The following is a 16,380-nucleotide window of genomic DNA, read 5'->3' as shown; positions in this document are numbered from 1 at the left end:
CTCAGGCCGGGCTGCGGCCTGGCATTTCGATGCCATGCAGGTTTACCCGTCGATACAGGGTCGCCCGGGAAATGCCCAGGGCCCGGGCGGCGGCGGTGGGTTTCCAGCGGTGGCGCACCAAGGCATCGAGCAGTGCCTGGCGTTCCGGGCTGGCGCTCGGTTCCGGCCCGTGATCGGCGGCGTCCACGCGGTGCATTGATTCGGGCAGGTGGCTGAGTTGGGCCACGCTGGCTTCGCACACTGCGCACGCATAGCGCAGCACATGGCGCAGCTGGCGCACATTGCCCGGCCAGTGATAGCCGAGCAGGCATTCCAGGGCCGCGCTGCTCAATTGCACTGTTGCCCCGCACAGCGCCGACTCCTCGGCAAGAATTCGATTGATCAACGCCAGCCGATCGCTGCGTTCGCGCAACGGTGGCAGTTGGAAGCGCGCGCCACCCAGGCGGAAATACAAATCCTCGCGAAACTCGCCGGCGGCCACCAGGGTCTCCAGGTCGCGGTGGGTGGCGCAGATCACCTGGATGTCCACGGCCTTGCGGCGGGACGCGCCCAGCGGCGCCACTTCACCCTCGGCCAATACGCGTAGAAGGCGGGTCTGCAAGGCCAGCGGCATGTCGCCGATTTCATCCAGGAACAAGGTGCCGCCATCGGCCTGTTGCAACAGGCCCTGCATGCCCTTGGCCGAGGCGCCGGTGAAGGCGCCGGCGACGTAGCCGAACAGTTCGCTCTCGATCAGGCTTTCGGGAATGGCGGCGCAATTCAATGCCACGAAAGGGCGATCACGGCGCTGGCTGGCCTGGTGTAACTGACGGGCGAACACTTCCTTGCCGGAACCGGTTTCGCCCTGGATCAGCACCGGCAGGTTGCGATCTTTCACCCGCACCGCCAGGCGCAGGCTGTCGGCCAGGCGTGGATCGATTTCCAACGGGGTCATCGCCACCCGCGAACGTGAACTGACCCGCTGGCGTGGCGCGCTCAAGCGCCCGTGCATGGCGTGATCGAGCGAGCAGAGGCTTTCGTCCCGGGCACGGTGCAGCAACTGCTGGTCGAATACCTGGCCGATGTGTTGCGGCAACTGCCCGTAATGTTGCAGCAGGTACTGGCGGGCGGCCGGGTTCAAGGCTTGCAGGCAACCGTCGTCGTCCCAGGCGAACAGGAAGTCCGGCTGGCTGTCGACGTAGCCGGCGTTGCGATGGGCCCGCAGCACCCAGTAACCCTGGGCGCTGCTCATGAAAAACGCCTGTTCGATCTCCCGGGCGCTCTGCACCACCATTTGCCGGATCAGGTGCTGCGAGCGCCGATCATCCGGCGAGCGCACCGCCGAGACGTCCAGCACCCCGAGCAATTCGCCCTGGGGATCGAAGACCGGCGCGGCGGAGCAGGTCAGGCCAATGAACGCCGCCCGGAAATGGTCGCGCTTGTGCACCGTCACCGGGGCCTTGGCCGTGAGCACCGCCGCCACGCCGCAGGTGCCTTCCTCGCCCTCCGACCAACAGGTGCCCAGGTACAGCCCGGCCTTGCGGCAGTCATTGCGAATCGTGGTTTCCACCCGGTAGTCGATGGTCTGGCCCTGGGCATCGGTCAGTAGCACGCAGTAGTCGGCATCGCGGACCCGGCCATGGAGGCGAGCCACTTCTTCGCTGGCGATATTGAGGAACAGCTCGGAGCGTTCACGGCATTGCTTGAGCACGTCCTGGGACAGGATGCGCGGGCCCTGCAGCGAACCGGGGTCCAGGTGATGTTGCTCCATGGACCGGCGCCAGGAGTCGAGGATCAGGTCCGGGACGGGCAGTTGTGGCAATTGGTTCGCGTTTTTCACCACGCGGCTGACGCAATCCACGTGCGCCCGGGAGTGAGCGGAAAGCATAGAGGCCTCCGATTCAGCTTCTTATCGTTGTGCGCACATTAAGCGCCGTTCGCCGGGTGCAGACAAGCTCGACGGGTTCTTCGGGCGGTGTGAGACGCCACGTCTCAGAGTCTCGCCGAAACCTCGTGCAGGCTGACATGGGGCGTCTCACCGGGACTCGGTTCGCTTCCTCGAAAATTCCATGGGGCCGCTCTGGCCCGGGCTTTGAGCAGGTTTTTTTCACAACTGGCACCGCCCTTGCTCTACCTCTGGGGCCCGCTCGACGGGTCATCCAATAATAACAACGAGGTGTCTATGGTTTCCTGCCCAGGCTGTGTGCCTGCCCCCTCCACGGTGGTGTCATGAGTCGCCGGCCATTGACCGTGGGCATCATCGCCAACCCTGCATCGGGCCGTGACGTGCGGCGCCTGACCGCCAATGCCGGGTTGTTTTCCAGCACTGACAAGGTCTCGGTGATCCAGCGCCTGCTAGCCGCTTTCGGCGCCACCGGCATCGAACAGGTGTTGATGCCCACCGACATGATTGGCATGGCCGCCGCCGTGCTGAAGAACAGCCACAGCCGCCAGGCCCGCAGCAGCCACTGGCCGGCCCTGGAGTTTCTCGACCTGACCCTGCGCCAGACCGTCGAAGACACCCGCCGGGCCGCACGCCTGATGGCCGAGCGCGAGGTGGCGCTGATCGCCGTGCTTGGCGGCGACGGCACCCACAAGGCGGTGGCCGCCGAAGTGGGGGACATCCCGTTGCTGACCCTGTCCACCGGCACCAACAACGCCTTTCCCGAACTGCGCGAGGCCACCAGTGCGGGCTTGGCCGGAGGGTTGTACGCCAGTGGCCGAATCCCGGACTCGATCGGCTTGCGCCGCAACAAGCGCCTGTTGGTCTGTGATGCCGGACGTGGCTTGCGCGAAGTCGCCCTGGTGGACGTCGCCGTGTCGCCGCTGCGGTTTGTCGGCGCCCGGGCGATCAGTCGCGCACAGGACCTGGCCGAAGTCTTCGTGACCTTCGCCGAACCGCAATCCATTGGCCTGTCGGCGCTGTGCGGCTTGTGGTTTCCGGTGTCGCGCCAGGCACCGGGTGGTGCCTGGATGCGCCTGGACCCGCAATCCCCCGAAGCGCTGCTGGTGCCGCTTGCGCCAGGGCTGCTGCAAGGCTGTGGCGTGCTCGCTGCCGGGCCCCTGGAACCTGGCATCGCCCACGGCCTGTCGCTCTCCAGCGGCACCCTGGCCCTGGATGGCGAACGGGAAATCGAATTCAACGCGCAGGACCGGCCCACGGTCACCCTTGATGCTGGCGGCCCGCTGAGCATCGACGTCAACGCGGTGCTGGCCTACGCCGCGCAACACCGTTTGCTGGCCATCGGCCGCGAACACCCGCAACACCCTCTGAATCTTCAAGAAGACACCCCAGGAGAATAAAAATGTCGACACCGCTCACCCACGATCAACTGCTGCACGCCTATCAGGTGATGCGCACCATCCGCGCCTTCGAAGAGCGCCTGCACGTGGAATTCGCTACCGGCGAAATTCCCGGTTTCGTCCACCTGTATGCCGGCGAAGAAGCCTCGGCCGCCGGCGTCATGGCCCATCTGGGCGATGACGATTGCATCGCGTCCAACCACCGTGGTCACGGCCATTGCATCGCCAAGGGCGTGGACGTCTACGGGATGATGGCCGAGATCTATGGCAAGAAAACCGGCGTCTGCCAAGGCAAGGGCGGTTCGATGCACATCGCCGATTTCGAGAAGGGCATGCTCGGTGCCAATGGCATTGTCGGTGCCGGCGCGCCGCTGGTGGTGGGCGCCGCACTGGCGGCCCGGCTCAAGGGCACCGACAGCGTTGCCGTGGTGTTTTTCGGCGACGGCGGCTCCAACGAGGGCGCGGTGTTCGAAGCCATGAACATGGCCTCGGTGTGGAACCTGCCGTGCCTGTTCATCGCCGAAAACAATGGCTACGCCGAAGCCACCGCCTCCAATTGGTCGGTGGCCTGCGATCACATCGCCGACCGTGCGGCCGGGTTCGGCATGCCCGGGGTGACGGTGGATGGCTTTGACTTCTTTGCCGTGCATGAGGCCGCCGGGGCCGCCGTCGAACGCGCCCGTGCCGGGGAAGGGCCGTCGCTGATCGAGGTCAAGCTGACGCGCTACTACGGTCACTTCGAGGGCGACGCCCAGACCTATCGGGCGCCCGACGAGGTCAAGCATTTTCGCGAGAACCAGGACTGCCTGATGCAGTTCCGCGAGCGCACCACCCGGGCCGGATTGCTCACCGTCGAGCAGTTGGACCAGATCGACAAGGAAGTGGACATGCTGATTGAAAACGCCGTGAACAAGGCCAAATCCGATCCCAAGCCCACCGCGGCGGACCTGCTGACCGACGTCTACGTCAGCTATCCCTGAACGCCCCCCTGAATAACAACAATAGAGAATCCCATCATGGCGAGAAAAATCAGCTATCAGCAGGCAATCAACGAGGCCCTGGCCCAGGAAATGCGCCGCGACTCCAGCGTCTTCATCATGGGTGAGGACGTGGCCGGTGGTGCTGGCGCACCCGGTGAAAACGACGCCTGGGGCGGTGTGCTCGGCGTTACCAAGGGGCTTTACGCCCAGTTCCCCGGACGCGTGCTGGACACGCCGCTGTCGGAAATCGGTTACGTCGGCGCGGCGGTCGGGGCCGCCACCTGCGGCGTGCGCCCGGTGTGCGAACTGATGTTCGTCGACTTTGCCGGCTGCTGCCTGGACCAGATCCTCAACCAGGCGGCGAAGTTTCGCTACATGTTCGGCGGCAAGGCCTCCACGCCCCTGGTGATCCGCACCATGGTCGGCGCCGGCCTGCGCGCCGCCGCCCAGCATTCGCAGATGCTCACGTCGTTGTGGACGCACATTCCGGGACTCAAAGTAGTGTGCCCGTCATCGCCTTACGACGCCAAGGGCCTGCTGATCCAGGCGATCCGCGACAACGACCCGGTGATCTTCTGCGAGCACAAGTTGCTCTACAGCATGCAGGGCGAGGTGCCGGAAGAGCTCTACACCATTCCCTTTGGCGAGGCCAACTTCCTGCGTGACGGCAAGGACGTGACCCTCGTGTCCTACGGGCGCACCGTCAACACCGCGATGGACGCGGCGCGCAGCCTGGCCGGGCGTGGCATCGACTGCGAAGTCATCGACCTGCGCACCACCAGCCCATTGGACGAGGACAGCATCCTGGAAAGTGTCGAGAAGACCGGGCGCCTGGTGGTGATCGATGAGGCCAACCCACGCTGTTCCATGGCCACCGATATTTCGGCGCTGGTGGCGCAAAAAGCCTTTGGCGCGCTCAAGGCGCCGATTGAAATGGTCACCGCGCCGCACACCCCGGTGCCGTTCTCCGATTCGCTGGAAGACCTGTACATCCCTGACGCGGCGAAGATCGAACAAGCCGTGCTCAACGTGATCGAGTGGAGCAAGCGCTGATGAGCCAGATTCATACCCTGACCATGCCCAAGTGGGGCCTGTCGATGACCGAGGGCCGGGTCGATGCCTGGCTCAAGGAGGAGGGCCAGGCCATCACCAAGGGCGATGAAGTGATGGACGTGGAGACCGACAAGATCTCCAGCAGCGTCGAGGCACCGTTTTCCGGAATCCTGCGCCGCCAGATCGCCCGCCAGGACGAAACCCTGGCGGTCGGCGCCTTGCTCGGCATCGTGGTCGACGGCGATGCCAGCGAGGCCGAGATCGATGCGGTCATCGAGCAGTTCCAATCGACCTTTGTGCCCGGCGATGCGGCCGACGAAGACAGTGGGCCGAAACCGCAGAAAGTCGAGTTGGACGGCCGGGTGATCCGCTATTTCGAGCGGGGCGAGGGCGGTACGCCGTTGTTGCTGGTGCATGGTTTCGGCGGCGACCTGAACAACTGGCTGTTCAACCACGAGGCGTTGGCGGCCGGGCGTCGAGTCATTGCGCTGGACCTGCCGGGCCATGGCGAATCTTCGAAAACCCTGCAGCGCGGCGATCTGGACGAATTGAGCGGCGTGGTGCTGGCCTTGCTCGATCACCTGGACATCAACGCCGCGCATCTGGTCGGGCATTCCATGGGTGGGGCGGTGTCGCTGAATGCCGCACGCCTGATGCCCCAGCGAGTCCGGTCGCTGACCTTGATTGGCAGCGCCGGGCTGGGCGCGGAGATCAACGGCAGCTACCTGCGAGGTTTTGTCGACGCGGCTAACCGCAACGCCCTCAAGCCGCAACTGGTTCAACTGTTTTCCAATGCCGAACTGGTCAACCGCCAGATGCTCGACGACATGCTCAAGTACAAGCGCCTGGAGGGCGTGGACGCGGCGCTGCAGCAACTGTCAGCGACGCTGTTCGCCGACGGCCGCCAACAGATGGACTTGCGCGAAGTGGTGCAGGCCGGCGACGTACCGAGCCTGGTGATCTGGGGCAGCGATGACGCAATCATCCCGGTGGCTCATAGCGAGGGGCTGAGTGCCCAGGTGGAGGTGCTGTCCGGCCAGGGCCACATGGTGCAAATGGAAGCGGCCGAGCAGGTCAACCGGCTGATCCTCGGCTTCACCGAGCAGCACTGATCAAGTGGACGGCGACATGCGTCGTCGTCCCTACAAAATTCTGGAGGCAACGTCATGAACGTTTCAATCAAGCCGACCCGCAGCATGCGCGCCGCCGTCTGGCATGGCCGCAACGACATCCGCGTCGAAGACGTGCCACTGCCGATTTCGCCGCCCGCCGGTTGGGTGCAGATCCGCGTGCAATGGTGCGGCATTTGCGGCTCCGACCTGCATGAGTACGTGGCCGGGCCGGTGTTCATCCCGGTGGACGCGCCACACCCGCTGACCGGAATCAAGGGCCAGTGCATCCTCGGCCATGAGTTCTGCGGCGAGATCGTCGAACTGGGTGCCGGCGTCGAAGGCTTCAGTGTCGGTGAACCGGTGGCGGCGGACGCCTGTCAGCACTGCGGCACCTGCTATTACTGCACCCACGGGCTCTACAACATTTGCGAGAACCTGGCCTTCACCGGGCTGATGAACAACGGTGCGTTCGCCGAACTGGTCAACGTACCGGCCAACCTGCTCTATAAACTGCCTGCCGATTTCCCAGCCGAGGCCGGTGCGTTGATAGAGCCGTTGGCGGTGGGCATGCATGCGGTGAAAAAGGCCGGCAGCCTGCTGGGCCAGAACGTGGTGGTGGTTGGCGCCGGCACCATCGGCCTGTGCACCATCATGTGCGCCAAGGCCGCCGGCGCGGCCCAGGTGATCGCCCTGGAAATGTCCGGTGCGCGCAAGGCCAAGGCCCTGGAAGTCGGGGCCAGCCATGTGATCGATCCGAATGAATGCGACGCCCTGGCCGAAGTCCGCCGCCTGACCGGTGGCCTGGGGGCCGATGTCAGTTTCGAATGCATCGGTAACAAGCACACCGCGAAACTGGCCATCGACCTGATCCGCAAGGCCGGCAAGTGTGTGTTGGTGGGTATCTTCGAGGAACCCAGCCAATTCAATTTCTTCGAACTGGTCTCCACCGAAAAACAGGTGCTCGGCGCGCTGGCCTACAACGGCGAATTCGCCGATGTGATTGCCTTCATCGCCGATGGGCGCTTGGACATTTCGCCACTGGTCACGGGTCGCATCCAGCTGGAGCAGATTGTCGGCCAGGGCTTCGAGGAGTTGGTCAATAACAAGGAGCACAACGTGAAAATCATCGTGTCTCCCGCACGGATCTGAGAGCGCCTGACGTGGGCGATTTGGCGATGGCCGGCAGCGGCCATCGCATTTTTTTCGGCCAGGGGCGACGTTCAGTCCGGCAGATAGTCTTGCCAGACGGTCGTTTCGTTGAGTTGCAGTTGCTGCTCTTCGTCTTGCCGAAAAGTACGGTCGCAATCGAGGAAGAATTCATCGAGCTGCGGTGGCTTGATGCCGGTGCCACTGAGCATCGAATGCACCTGGCCGCGGTGATGGATCTGATGTTCGAACAGGTGCAACAGCAGCCGGTCGATGCGCTCGCGCACCACACCGTCGACACGTACCAGCTCCACGCAGCGGGCGAGGTCTTTCTCCCGCAGGGTTTCGCAGAACGCCACCAGCCGCTGGTCGGTTTGGGTTTGGCTTTGCTTCAGTTGGGCAAAGGCCAGGGTCTCGGAAAAGTCCTTTATCTGCCCATCGCGGTCGCCTTCCAGGGCAGTGAGGTAATAGCGGTCCACTTCCAGGATGTGGCAAAGCGTGGCTTGTATGGACGGGAAGAACCCCGTGCGCGGCGCTTCGTATTCAGCCTCGCTCAACTGCGCGCAGGCAGTGAGTAGCCGGTGGTTGGCCCACTGATTGTTCAGAGCCTGGGCCAGGAAATAATTCATGGGAAGCCTCGTCAAGACTTTGTGGGAGCGAGCTTGCTCGCGATTTAGTCGGCACATCCAGCATAGCCGGCTCAGGCAGACCGCTATCGCGAGCAAGCTCGCTCCCACAAGGGATTTTGTATGGGCTGCAAATCCTCCTTGCACCTTGGTCCCTGTGGAAGCGAGCTTGCTCGCGATAGCGGCGGCACAATCACCGCCGGTTAGCGTCATGCCTTGTGGTCAAAGCCCCACATCCGGCAACACCGGCCGATTCGCCAGGGCCTTGGCCATGATCTGCTCCACATATACCCGGTCCGCTTCCGGCAGGGCCAGGCGCGGTGGGCGGGTGAGGGCGCTGCCGCGGCCGGCGATGGCTTCGCACAGCTTGATGCATTGCACCAGGTCGGCGCGGGCGTCCAGGTGCAGGATCGGCATCAGCCATTCGTAGATTGGCATCGCCTCGGCGAAGCGTCCGGCGCGGGCCAGGCGGAAAATGGTCTCGCCTTCCTGCGGGAACACGTTGGACATGCCCGAGACCCAACCTTCGGCCCCCACGGCAAGGCTTTCCAGCACCACGTCATCAAGGCCTGCAAACAACACAAAACGGTCGCCGACTTCGTTGCGTACGTCGATAAAGCGCCGGGTGTCACCGGAGGAATCCTTGAAACACACCACGTTGTCGCAATCGGCCAGGGAAATCAGGATGTCCGGTGTCACGTCATTCTTGTAGATCGGCGGGTTGTTGTAGACCATCAGCGGCACGTCGGCATGTCGGGCCACGTAGCGGAAATGCTCGGCGGTCTCGAACGGCTTGGAGCCATAGACCAGCGCCGGCATCAGCATCACTCCGTCGACGCCGACCTTGCGCACCGCGTTGGCAACCTTGGCGGCTTGCACGCTGGTGAATTCGGCCACGCCGCAGATCACCGGCACGCGGCCACGGGAGGCGTCTACCGCGACTTCGGTCACGGCGATTTTTTCCTCGGCGCTCAAGGACGTGTTTTCCCCCACCGACCCGCAGACCACCAGGCCGGAAACACCGTCACGAATGACGTTGGAAATCACTTGGTGGGTTTTTTCCAGGTTGATGGAAAAGTCGTCGTTGAATTGGGTGGTGACGGCAGGGAAGACGCCGCTCCAGTTGATGCGTTTGCTCATGGGTTGTCTCCGGTTATGGTATTTCGTATACGCAGGTAAAAGTGAATTCACAACAAATCCCCTGTGGGAGCAAAGCTTGCTCCCACAGGGGCGACGCCAGTTCAAAAAATCATGCGCCCGGCCAGGTATCCGAAAGCCGGTAGCCTTGCGGCCACGGATCGGCCGGATCGAGCAACAACTGATGCGTCCCGGTGATCCACGCCCGTCCGGCGATGCACGGATAAATCGCCGGGCGTCCGGCCACGTCGGTCAGTGAATCGATGTGGCAGTGGAATTCGGAGCCGATGATCGAGCGGCCGATAAAGCGTTCGCCGACCTGCATCAGCCCCTTGGCGTGCAGCACCGCCATGCGTGCCGAGCAGCCGGTGCCGGTGGGCGAGCGGTCGATCTTGCCGGGCTGGATCACCACGGCATTGGCGCCGGTGGCGATGCCGCTTTCCTGGACGATGGGCGCGGCGAGCTGGCAGAACGAGATGTGCGACCAGTCGGGGTTCAGCGGATGCACGAAGCCCAGTTGTTCGTTGGCGGCGCGGGTGATCTTCAAACCCACGGCCACCAGTTCGGCGGCTTCGTCAGGGCGGATGGCAAAGCCCAGGCGCTGGGCGTCGACGATGACAAAGCTGTCGCCGCCATAGGCCGTGTCCACCTGCAGCGAGCCCAGGCCCTCGACCTCGATCCAGGCATCGAGGCGATCGGCAAAGGACGGCACGTTCTTGATCTCGACCCGTTGCACCTTGCCGTCGCGGCAGTCGGCCACGGCTTCGATCAGGCCACCTGGCGCTTCGAGCACCAGGCGGGTCTGGGGCTCGGTCATTGGCAGGATGCCGCTGTCCAGCAGCACGGTGGCGACGCACAGCGAGTTGGAGCCGGACATCGGCGGGGTGTCGGCCGGTTCCATGATGATCCAGGCCATTTGCGCCCGTGGGTCCTTGGCTGGCACCAGCAGGTTGACGTGGCGGAACACACCGCCGCGGGGCTCGTTGAGGACAAAGTTGCGAAGGGTCTGGTCCTGGGCGATCCAGCGTGACTGTTCCCACACCGTGGCGCCAGGCGGAGGGGCGACGCCGCCGACGATCACATCGCCGACTTCGCCTTCGGCGTGGCAGCTGACGACATGGATGATTTTTGATGAGCGCATGAGTCAAATCCTTGTGTGTCTGGTCGGGCCTCATCGCGGGCAAGCCTTGCTCCCACAAAGGGTTTTGTGGTGCACACGAAACAGTGTGGGAGCGAGCTTGCTCGCGATGAGGCCATCCGCTATTTCACCGACTTGAGAAAAGCCGCCGTCTCCGGCTGCACCGGATTGCCAATCACCTGGTCCGGCGGCCCGATTTCATGGACCCGGCCATTGCAAAAGAACGCCACGCGGTCGGACACGTCCCGGGCGAAGCGGATCTCGTGGGTCACCAGCACCATGGTCATGCCGTCTTCGGCGAGCATGCGCATGGTGTCCAGCACTTCGCCCACCAGTTGCGGGTCCAGGGCCGAGGTGGCTTCGTCGAAGAGCATGTAGTCCGGCGACATCGCCAGCGCCCGGGCGATGGCCATGCGCTGCTGCTGGCCGCCGGAAAGCTTGCCGGGGAAGGCCTTGAGCTTGTCCCCCAGGCCCACATGTTCAAGCTGTTGCACCGCCAGTGCTTCGGCGTCCTGCCTGCTTTTGCCCAACACCTTGCGCGGCGCGAGCATCACGTTTTCCAGCACTGTCAGGTGGGGGAAGGCGTTCCATTGCTGGAACACGATGCCGATCTTCTGCCGCAGGCGATTGAGGTCGGTGGTCCGGTCATGGACCTCGATGCCGTCCACGCGGATGCTGCCTTTCTGGATCGGTTCCAGGCCGTTGATGCACATCAGCAAGGTCGACTTGCCGGAGCCGGAACCGCCGATGATCGACACCACTTCGCCCTTGTCCACGGTCAGGCTCACACCCTTGACCACTTCCAGGTCACCGAAGGATTTGTGTACGTTTTCGATCTCAATCATTTTCCTGCCACCTTCTTTCCAGGCGTGCGCCGAGGCGGGCGACCACCAGGCTCATGACGTAGTAAATGAGGCCCGCGATGCACAGCACCAGCAGGGGTTCCTGAATGCGCGTGACGATGGTTTGCGATGCCCGCAGCAATTCGACGATGCCGATCCACATCACCAGGGCGGTGTCTTTCATCACGCCCAGCACCAGGTTCAGCCAGCCGGGAAAGGCCACCCGGGTGGCAATCGGCAGGACGATGAACCGCAGGTCCTGCACATAGCTCAGGCCCAGTGACCGACTGGCCCGGCGGGTGCTCAACGGCACCGCCAGCACGCCACCGCGGACGATTTCGGTGAAGTAAGCCGCGGCATAGACCCCGAGGACGATGCAACCGACGGCGAAGGCGCTGAGGTTCAGGCCGGCGATGCTCTTGAGCGAGTTGAACAGCACGAACTGGATCAGCAGCGGCACGCTGCGGAACACGTCCAGCAACCAGGCCAACGGCAGGCTGGCCCGTGGCAACAACGCCCGCAGCAGACCGAACAGCAACCCGGCCAGGGTGCCCAAAAGGATCGACCAGACGGTCAGTTGCAGCGTGACCCAGGCCCCCTCGAGCAAATACAGCAGGTCGTTGACGCTGAGGCTTGTAGAAAACATGACCCACGCTCCTCAATAACGAAACAACCGCCAGGACAACAGCCGGGCCAGCCCGACGATCAGCTTGGCGATCAGGTAATACAGCACTGCCGCGAGGGCGAAGTATTCGAAGGTGCGGAAGGTCTTGACGTTGTATTCCTGGGTGACACCGGTGAGGTCGTTGTTCAGGCCGACCACCACCCCCAGGGACGTCATCAGCACCGCCCAGACCATCTGGTTGGTCAACGGGTAGAACACAATGCGCAACAGTTGCGGGACGATGATCATCCGGTACGCCTGGAAGGCGCTCATCCCCAGGGAGCGGGCGGCACGCATTTGCGTACTGGGCACGGCCTTGAGGCCGCCGCGAAAGTTTTCCGCCAGGTAGCCGGCGTTGTTGAAGGTGATCCCGGCCAGCAAGGCCAGCCAGGAACTGACGTGCAGCCCGAGGGAGCCGAGGCCGAAATAGAGGATGTAGATCTGGAACAGCGAGGGCGTGTTGCGGGCGATGGACACCCAGCCATTGCCCACACCCCGCAGCAAGCGATTCGGGGCCTGGCGCATCACCGTCAGCACCAGGGCGATCAGCACACCGAAAATCATCGACAGCGCGGCCGTCTCGAACGTCACCCAGGCCCCGGCGAGCATGTCGGGCAGGGCGCGCAAGGCCGGGCGCCATTGGAAGCTGTAGTCAAACATGAGTCGGGCTCCCCGTGCGGGCGGTGGGTTGCAGCCATGCCGGCGGCTGGCCGCGGGTCGAGGCAGTGCAGGCGGCCTCGACGCATTCGGCGAGGGCGGCAAAGTGCACCCCACGCCCGACCAGGCCGGGTGCGTAGTGGGCGTATTTACCGGAGTTGGTCATCAGCGTGGTGGCGTGGGGCGGAATCACCGGTTCGCCCAACATGCACCAGCAGGTGTCGGTCACCAGCACCGCGCCGAAGGTCTCGATGGCGGCCAGGTACCCGGCTTTGCGGGCCTGCTCCAGCACCGTCCGGCCGCAGGTGATCGCCAGCACCACATACGGATGCTTGACCCGGCCCGTGCACAAGGTCGCGAGGGCAGCGAATTCGCTGAGGGAGAAATGCGGGTTACCCAGGGACACCACGTCCACCCAGTTGTCCCGGGCGCTGTTGAGCTCGCGCCAACTGGCAAGCAGGCCGGCGGCATCGACGCTTTCCTGCGGCAAGGTGACGTCGCTCTCCAAGACATCGGCAGGGTCGAGGGCTTCCGGCGTTACCCCGGCGATGTGGAACAACGGCGCGGCGCTGGTGGTGGCGAACGCGGCGCCGAAGGCCTTGAGGTCGTCCAGGGTGGGGGCGGCGTGTTCCAGCCCACGTATCAGCGGGATGCGCCGGCCCGCCAGGCTGCCGATGTGATAGCCCAGCAGCGGATAGAAACTGTCGTCCACGTGACCCAGCGCCGGTACGTCGACGATCAGTTGGGCCTTGCGCCGGTCGTCGAGGTGGCAGCCGGTCAACGGTGCCCGTCCGCACAAGGCGATGCAGATATCGAGGAAGTCCGGGTACTTCTGCGTGCGCGCCCCCAGCACGCTGTTGGCGTAGACCACCGCGTTGGATTCGGCCCAGACGATTTGTTCGCCGGCCTTTGGCGCGGTGTCCAGCAGGTAGGGGGCGCAGGTGAAACTCAGTTGCGCGCCCATCGCCATGTAGGCATCGCCCAAGGCACTGGCCGGTTCGCCCAGGGCCGGATCGACGCCCAGTTCCCGCCAGCGTCGCTGGTCCACGGAAATGGAATTGAGGGTGGTGGGGACGCGAACCTTCGCCCCCCACTGCACCAGTTGTTCGGCAAAGCGCAGGCTGGCCGGGCCGGTGTAGATGCAGCCGTCGATATGGGCCTGGGTCACGTCCAGCAGTTGCGTGGCGCCCTGGATCTGCGCCATGCGCAGCACGATTTGCATCGCCACTTGGGCAGCCTTGCCGTGAGCGCCGTCGAGCAACGCCCGGTCCTGTTCGCTCAATTCCAGGGTTGAGGATGTGGGCGGCTGCGGCGCTGGGTCAGAACCTTGCCAGCCGTCGTTTGGCGGCCGGCCAGACAGTGTCAGGATGTCGCCTTCCAGGCGCACGAAACCCTGGCCGCGCAGTCCATTGAAGGCCTCATGCCCCACGCACACCACCGGCAGCGAGCGTTGGAAAATCACCTGCGCCACCAGCACGCCCAGGGTCAGGATTTCATCGGCTTCGGCGAGCACCAGGGCCGCGGGTGCGTGGCCGTTGCTGATCAGCTCCATCAAGACGCTGCTGCCGGTGCAGGAACCGCGTCCGCTGGGGATCGCCAGCACGCGCCCGGCCAGGCGCTGGCCACTCAAGGGATGGTGGCGGTCGATGACCTCGCCGCTGGCTGGATCGACCCCGCCCCAGAAACTCAGCCCCACGTCGGCGAACAGCAGGGCGCCCTGGGCGGCACCCTCCACCAGGCTGCGGCCTTTCACACGGACAGGCGTGCTTGGCATGCGTCGATCCTCAGTAATAGACCTGGGGAACGGTCAGGTTGGCCGGCGGGATGTCGGTGCCGACCCATTTGACGAACAGTTCCTTGTAGCGACCCGTGCGCACCTGCTGGTTGACGAACAGGTTGAGGTAGTTGAGCAGGCCGTATTCGCTGCGCTTGGCGCCGAGGGACACGTAGTCGATGACGTAGGGCGCGTCACCGGCAATCTTCAGGCCCTTGTACTTGCCCGACTTGATGGTCGCGGCGGCCACGGTGTTGGTCACCACGGTGGCGTCGATGTGCCCCTGGGCGACGGCCAGCAAGGTGTCGTTCTGCGACTGGTAGGCGCGGAAGCTGCCGCTGCCCCAACTTTTCTGGTCCTTCTCCAGGGCGATGGCTTCGTAGGTGCTGCTGGTGTTGCCCAGGGCTTTGCCCTTGAGGTCGGCGTAACTGTTGATGCCGGTGTTGTCGCGGGTCAGCACGACCATCTGGAAGGCGAAGTAGGGCACGGTCAGGCCCACGGTCTTGGCCCGCTCCAAGGTGTCGGAGGTGGAGGCGACGATGACATCGGCGCGGCCCGACAGCAGCGCGGGGATTCGGTCGGAGAATGGGGTTTCCACCACTTCGGCATCTACACCGAGAACCTTCGCCAGATCGTTGCAATAGTCCACGTCGAATCCCGCCGGCTTGTTGCTTTCATCGCGAAAGCCCATGGGTGGGAAGTCCAGGGTCACGGCGCAACGCAGCTTGCCGGAGCCGATGATGTCATCGAGCTTGTCGGCGTGGGCGGGGGCGATGAAAAGCGGGGTGAGGACAACGCTGAGGGCTACGGCCAATGCAGGGTTTTTCATAAATGCCTCGCTGTCGAATAAATGCGGTGAGATATCGTATTGAGGATTTCGTATACGATATTAGATAAGCAATCGGCGTGCCCGTTTCTGGTTGAGGCGCAGTAATGTCACTGGAGGGCTGATCTAGAGGCTTTCATGCCGGGCGTTAACAAGCAGGGCGAGGAGGCGGTGCTGGGGCGGGGTGTTACAGATGGGAGCAATCACGGGGCTCGACGCCCCATCAGGGAACAAGAATCAGCGCTGATTTTCGCGATACTGGCTCGGCGAAAGGCTGGTCAGGGCCCGAAACTGGCGGCTGAAGGCGCTGTGGTCGGTGTAACCGCAGCGCAGGGCGATCTCGGTGATTGGCAGGTCTTTGTCGAGTAACAGCCGCGAGGCTTCTTCCAGCCGTGCCTTGTGAATCATCTGCCGCGGCGTGAGCTGGAAGATGCGTTTGCAGTGCCGCTCCAGTTGCGCCACCGACAATTCGGCAATGGCGGTCAGCTCGACAAGGCTGATGGGGCGGGCGAAGTGCTGCTTGATATGGGCATCCACCGCCGCCAGTTTGTGGAACGCCGGATGGCTCGATTGCGGCAGTTGCAGGTCGCGGGAAATGCCGGCCAGGCCGACGACCTGGCCGTCTGGATCGTGCAGGGCGAGCTTGTGGGTCAGGCACCAGACGGGCTGGTTGCCGTAATACAAATGCAGTTCGAGCTGGTCGGCCAACTCCCGCCCGCTGGCCAGCACCCGGCGGTCCTGTTCGGTGTACAGCGGGCCGAAGCGCTCGGGGAATACCTGTTCGGCGGTGAGGCCGAGCAGGTCGCCGCTGTGTTTGAAACCGCAGCGGCGGGCCAGGGTCTGGTTGACGAAGGCGTAGCGGGCCTGCTTGTCCTTGATGAAAAACACCACGTCCGCGAGGGTGTCCAGCAGAGGAGCGATGGGCTGCAGGCTGCGCAGCAGGGTGTCGAGGTCGCAGGGGGCGAAGGCGGTGAGCGAGGGGTACATGGCCGGCGTCGTCTTTTTTGTGGGAGCTATGGCGCAGTGTCAGTCGAAAATGTAGTGCCTGTCACGCCGCCATCGCGAGCAGGCTCGCTCCCACAGGGAAGTTGTTTTCGGGTTCAGGTGGGTGGGGTTTCTTCCAGGTTCAGCAAGGTTTCGATT

15 protein-coding genes are annotated in these 16,380 nt (G+C 63.9%); 5 read left to right on the top strand and 10 right to left on the bottom strand.

Annotation, left to right across the window (positions count from 1 at the left end; all coding sequences use genetic code 11):
* Nucleotide 1: 1 nt before the first annotated feature.
* Entirely contained in the window at nucleotides 2–1,867 is a 1,866-nt protein-coding gene (locus tag KGA89_RS18895; RefSeq protein WP_223472255.1) for a sigma-54-dependent Fis family transcriptional regulator, read from the bottom strand.
* A 341-nt stretch (nucleotides 1,868–2,208) separates the two neighbouring features.
* Between KGA89_RS18895 and KGA89_RS18890 the strand changes: the two genes are divergently transcribed.
* The 5 genes from KGA89_RS18890 (at nucleotide 2,209) to KGA89_RS18870 (ending at nucleotide 7,576) form a co-directional block, all read left to right on the top strand.
* A complete protein-coding gene (locus tag KGA89_RS18890) occupies nucleotides 2,209–3,282 on the top strand; it encodes an ATP-NAD kinase family protein (protein ID WP_024616710.1) in 1,074 nt (357 codons plus the stop codon).
* A gap of 2 nt (nucleotides 3,283–3,284) precedes the next feature.
* A complete protein-coding gene (locus KGA89_RS18885) occupies nucleotides 3,285–4,262 on the top strand; it encodes a thiamine pyrophosphate-dependent dehydrogenase E1 component subunit alpha (RefSeq protein ID WP_003202577.1) in 978 nt (325 codons plus the stop codon).
* 36 nt (nucleotides 4,263–4,298) lie between these two features.
* On the top strand, nucleotides 4,299–5,315 hold the full coding sequence (locus KGA89_RS18880; protein WP_013693530.1) for an alpha-ketoacid dehydrogenase subunit beta: 1,017 nt from the start codon (nucleotides 4,299–4,301) through the stop codon (nucleotides 5,313–5,315).
* Nucleotides 5,315–6,427: an acetoin dehydrogenase dihydrolipoyllysine-residue acetyltransferase subunit gene (locus KGA89_RS18875; protein ID WP_223472254.1), complete on the top strand. Its 1,113-nt coding sequence runs from the start codon at nucleotides 5,315–5,317 to the stop codon at nucleotides 6,425–6,427. Before KGA89_RS18880 ends, KGA89_RS18875 begins: the two co-directional genes overlap by 1 nt.
* An 84-nt stretch (nucleotides 6,428–6,511) precedes the next feature.
* On the top strand, nucleotides 6,512–7,576 hold the full coding sequence (locus KGA89_RS18870) for a 2,3-butanediol dehydrogenase (RefSeq protein ID WP_223472269.1): 1,065 nt from the start codon (nucleotides 6,512–6,514) through the stop codon (nucleotides 7,574–7,576).
* Between the two features lie 71 nt (nucleotides 7,577–7,647).
* On the opposite strand, the gene KGA89_RS18865 is transcribed toward KGA89_RS18870, so the two are convergent.
* The 9 genes from KGA89_RS18865 to KGA89_RS18825 all read right to left on the bottom strand — a co-directional run bounded on the left by KGA89_RS18865 (nucleotide 7,648) and on the right by KGA89_RS18825 (nucleotide 16,224).
* Nucleotides 7,648–8,202, bottom strand: a complete 555-nt coding sequence (locus KGA89_RS18865; RefSeq protein ID WP_223472253.1) for a DinB family protein — start codon at nucleotides 8,200–8,202, stop codon at nucleotides 7,648–7,650.
* A gap of 219 nt (nucleotides 8,203–8,421) precedes the next feature.
* On the bottom strand, nucleotides 8,422–9,339 hold the full coding sequence (locus KGA89_RS18860; protein WP_003202565.1) for a dihydrodipicolinate synthase family protein: 918 nt from the start codon (nucleotides 9,337–9,339) through the stop codon (nucleotides 8,422–8,424).
* 109 nt (nucleotides 9,340–9,448) lie between these two features.
* On the bottom strand, nucleotides 9,449–10,477 hold the full coding sequence (locus KGA89_RS18855; protein ID WP_223472252.1) for a trans-3-hydroxy-L-proline dehydratase: 1,029 nt from the start codon (nucleotides 10,475–10,477) through the stop codon (nucleotides 9,449–9,451).
* Between the two features lie 119 nt (nucleotides 10,478–10,596).
* Nucleotides 10,597–11,319, bottom strand: coding sequence for an amino acid ABC transporter ATP-binding protein (locus KGA89_RS18850; protein WP_003202562.1), 723 nt, complete (start codon nucleotides 11,317–11,319; stop codon nucleotides 10,597–10,599).
* Nucleotides 11,312–11,962 (bottom strand): amino acid ABC transporter permease, encoded by a 651-nt coding sequence (locus tag KGA89_RS18845; protein WP_003202560.1) that lies wholly within the window; start codon nucleotides 11,960–11,962, stop codon nucleotides 11,312–11,314. Before KGA89_RS18845 ends, KGA89_RS18850 begins: the two co-directional genes overlap by 8 nt.
* A 12-nt stretch (nucleotides 11,963–11,974) precedes the next feature.
* The gene (locus KGA89_RS18840; protein WP_013693525.1) at nucleotides 11,975–12,640 is read right to left on the bottom strand and encodes an amino acid ABC transporter permease; all 666 of its coding nucleotides are present in this window, start codon (nucleotides 12,638–12,640) and stop codon (nucleotides 11,975–11,977) included.
* Nucleotides 12,633–14,411, bottom strand: coding sequence for an aconitase X (locus tag KGA89_RS18835; protein ID WP_028236925.1), 1,779 nt, complete (start codon nucleotides 14,409–14,411; stop codon nucleotides 12,633–12,635). The genes KGA89_RS18840 and KGA89_RS18835 overlap by 8 nt, the downstream gene beginning before the upstream one ends.
* 10 nt (nucleotides 14,412–14,421) lie before the next feature.
* Nucleotides 14,422–15,240, bottom strand: coding sequence for a transporter substrate-binding domain-containing protein (locus tag KGA89_RS18830; protein WP_014339130.1), 819 nt, complete (start codon nucleotides 15,238–15,240; stop codon nucleotides 14,422–14,424).
* Nucleotides 15,241–15,474: 234 nt separating this feature from the next.
* Nucleotides 15,475–16,224, bottom strand: coding sequence for an AraC family transcriptional regulator (locus KGA89_RS18825; RefSeq protein ID WP_223472251.1), 750 nt, complete (start codon nucleotides 16,222–16,224; stop codon nucleotides 15,475–15,477).
* Between the last annotated feature and the right edge of the window lie 156 nt (nucleotides 16,225–16,380).

It is taken from the genome of Pseudomonas sp. A-RE-22 (assembly GCF_019956035.1).
GTDB classification, from domain to species: Bacteria; Pseudomonadota; Gammaproteobacteria; order Pseudomonadales; family Pseudomonadaceae; genus Aquipseudomonas; species Aquipseudomonas brassicacearum.
Note: the sequence above shows the minus strand (reverse complement) of the source record. Positions and strands in the feature narration are given on the sequence as shown.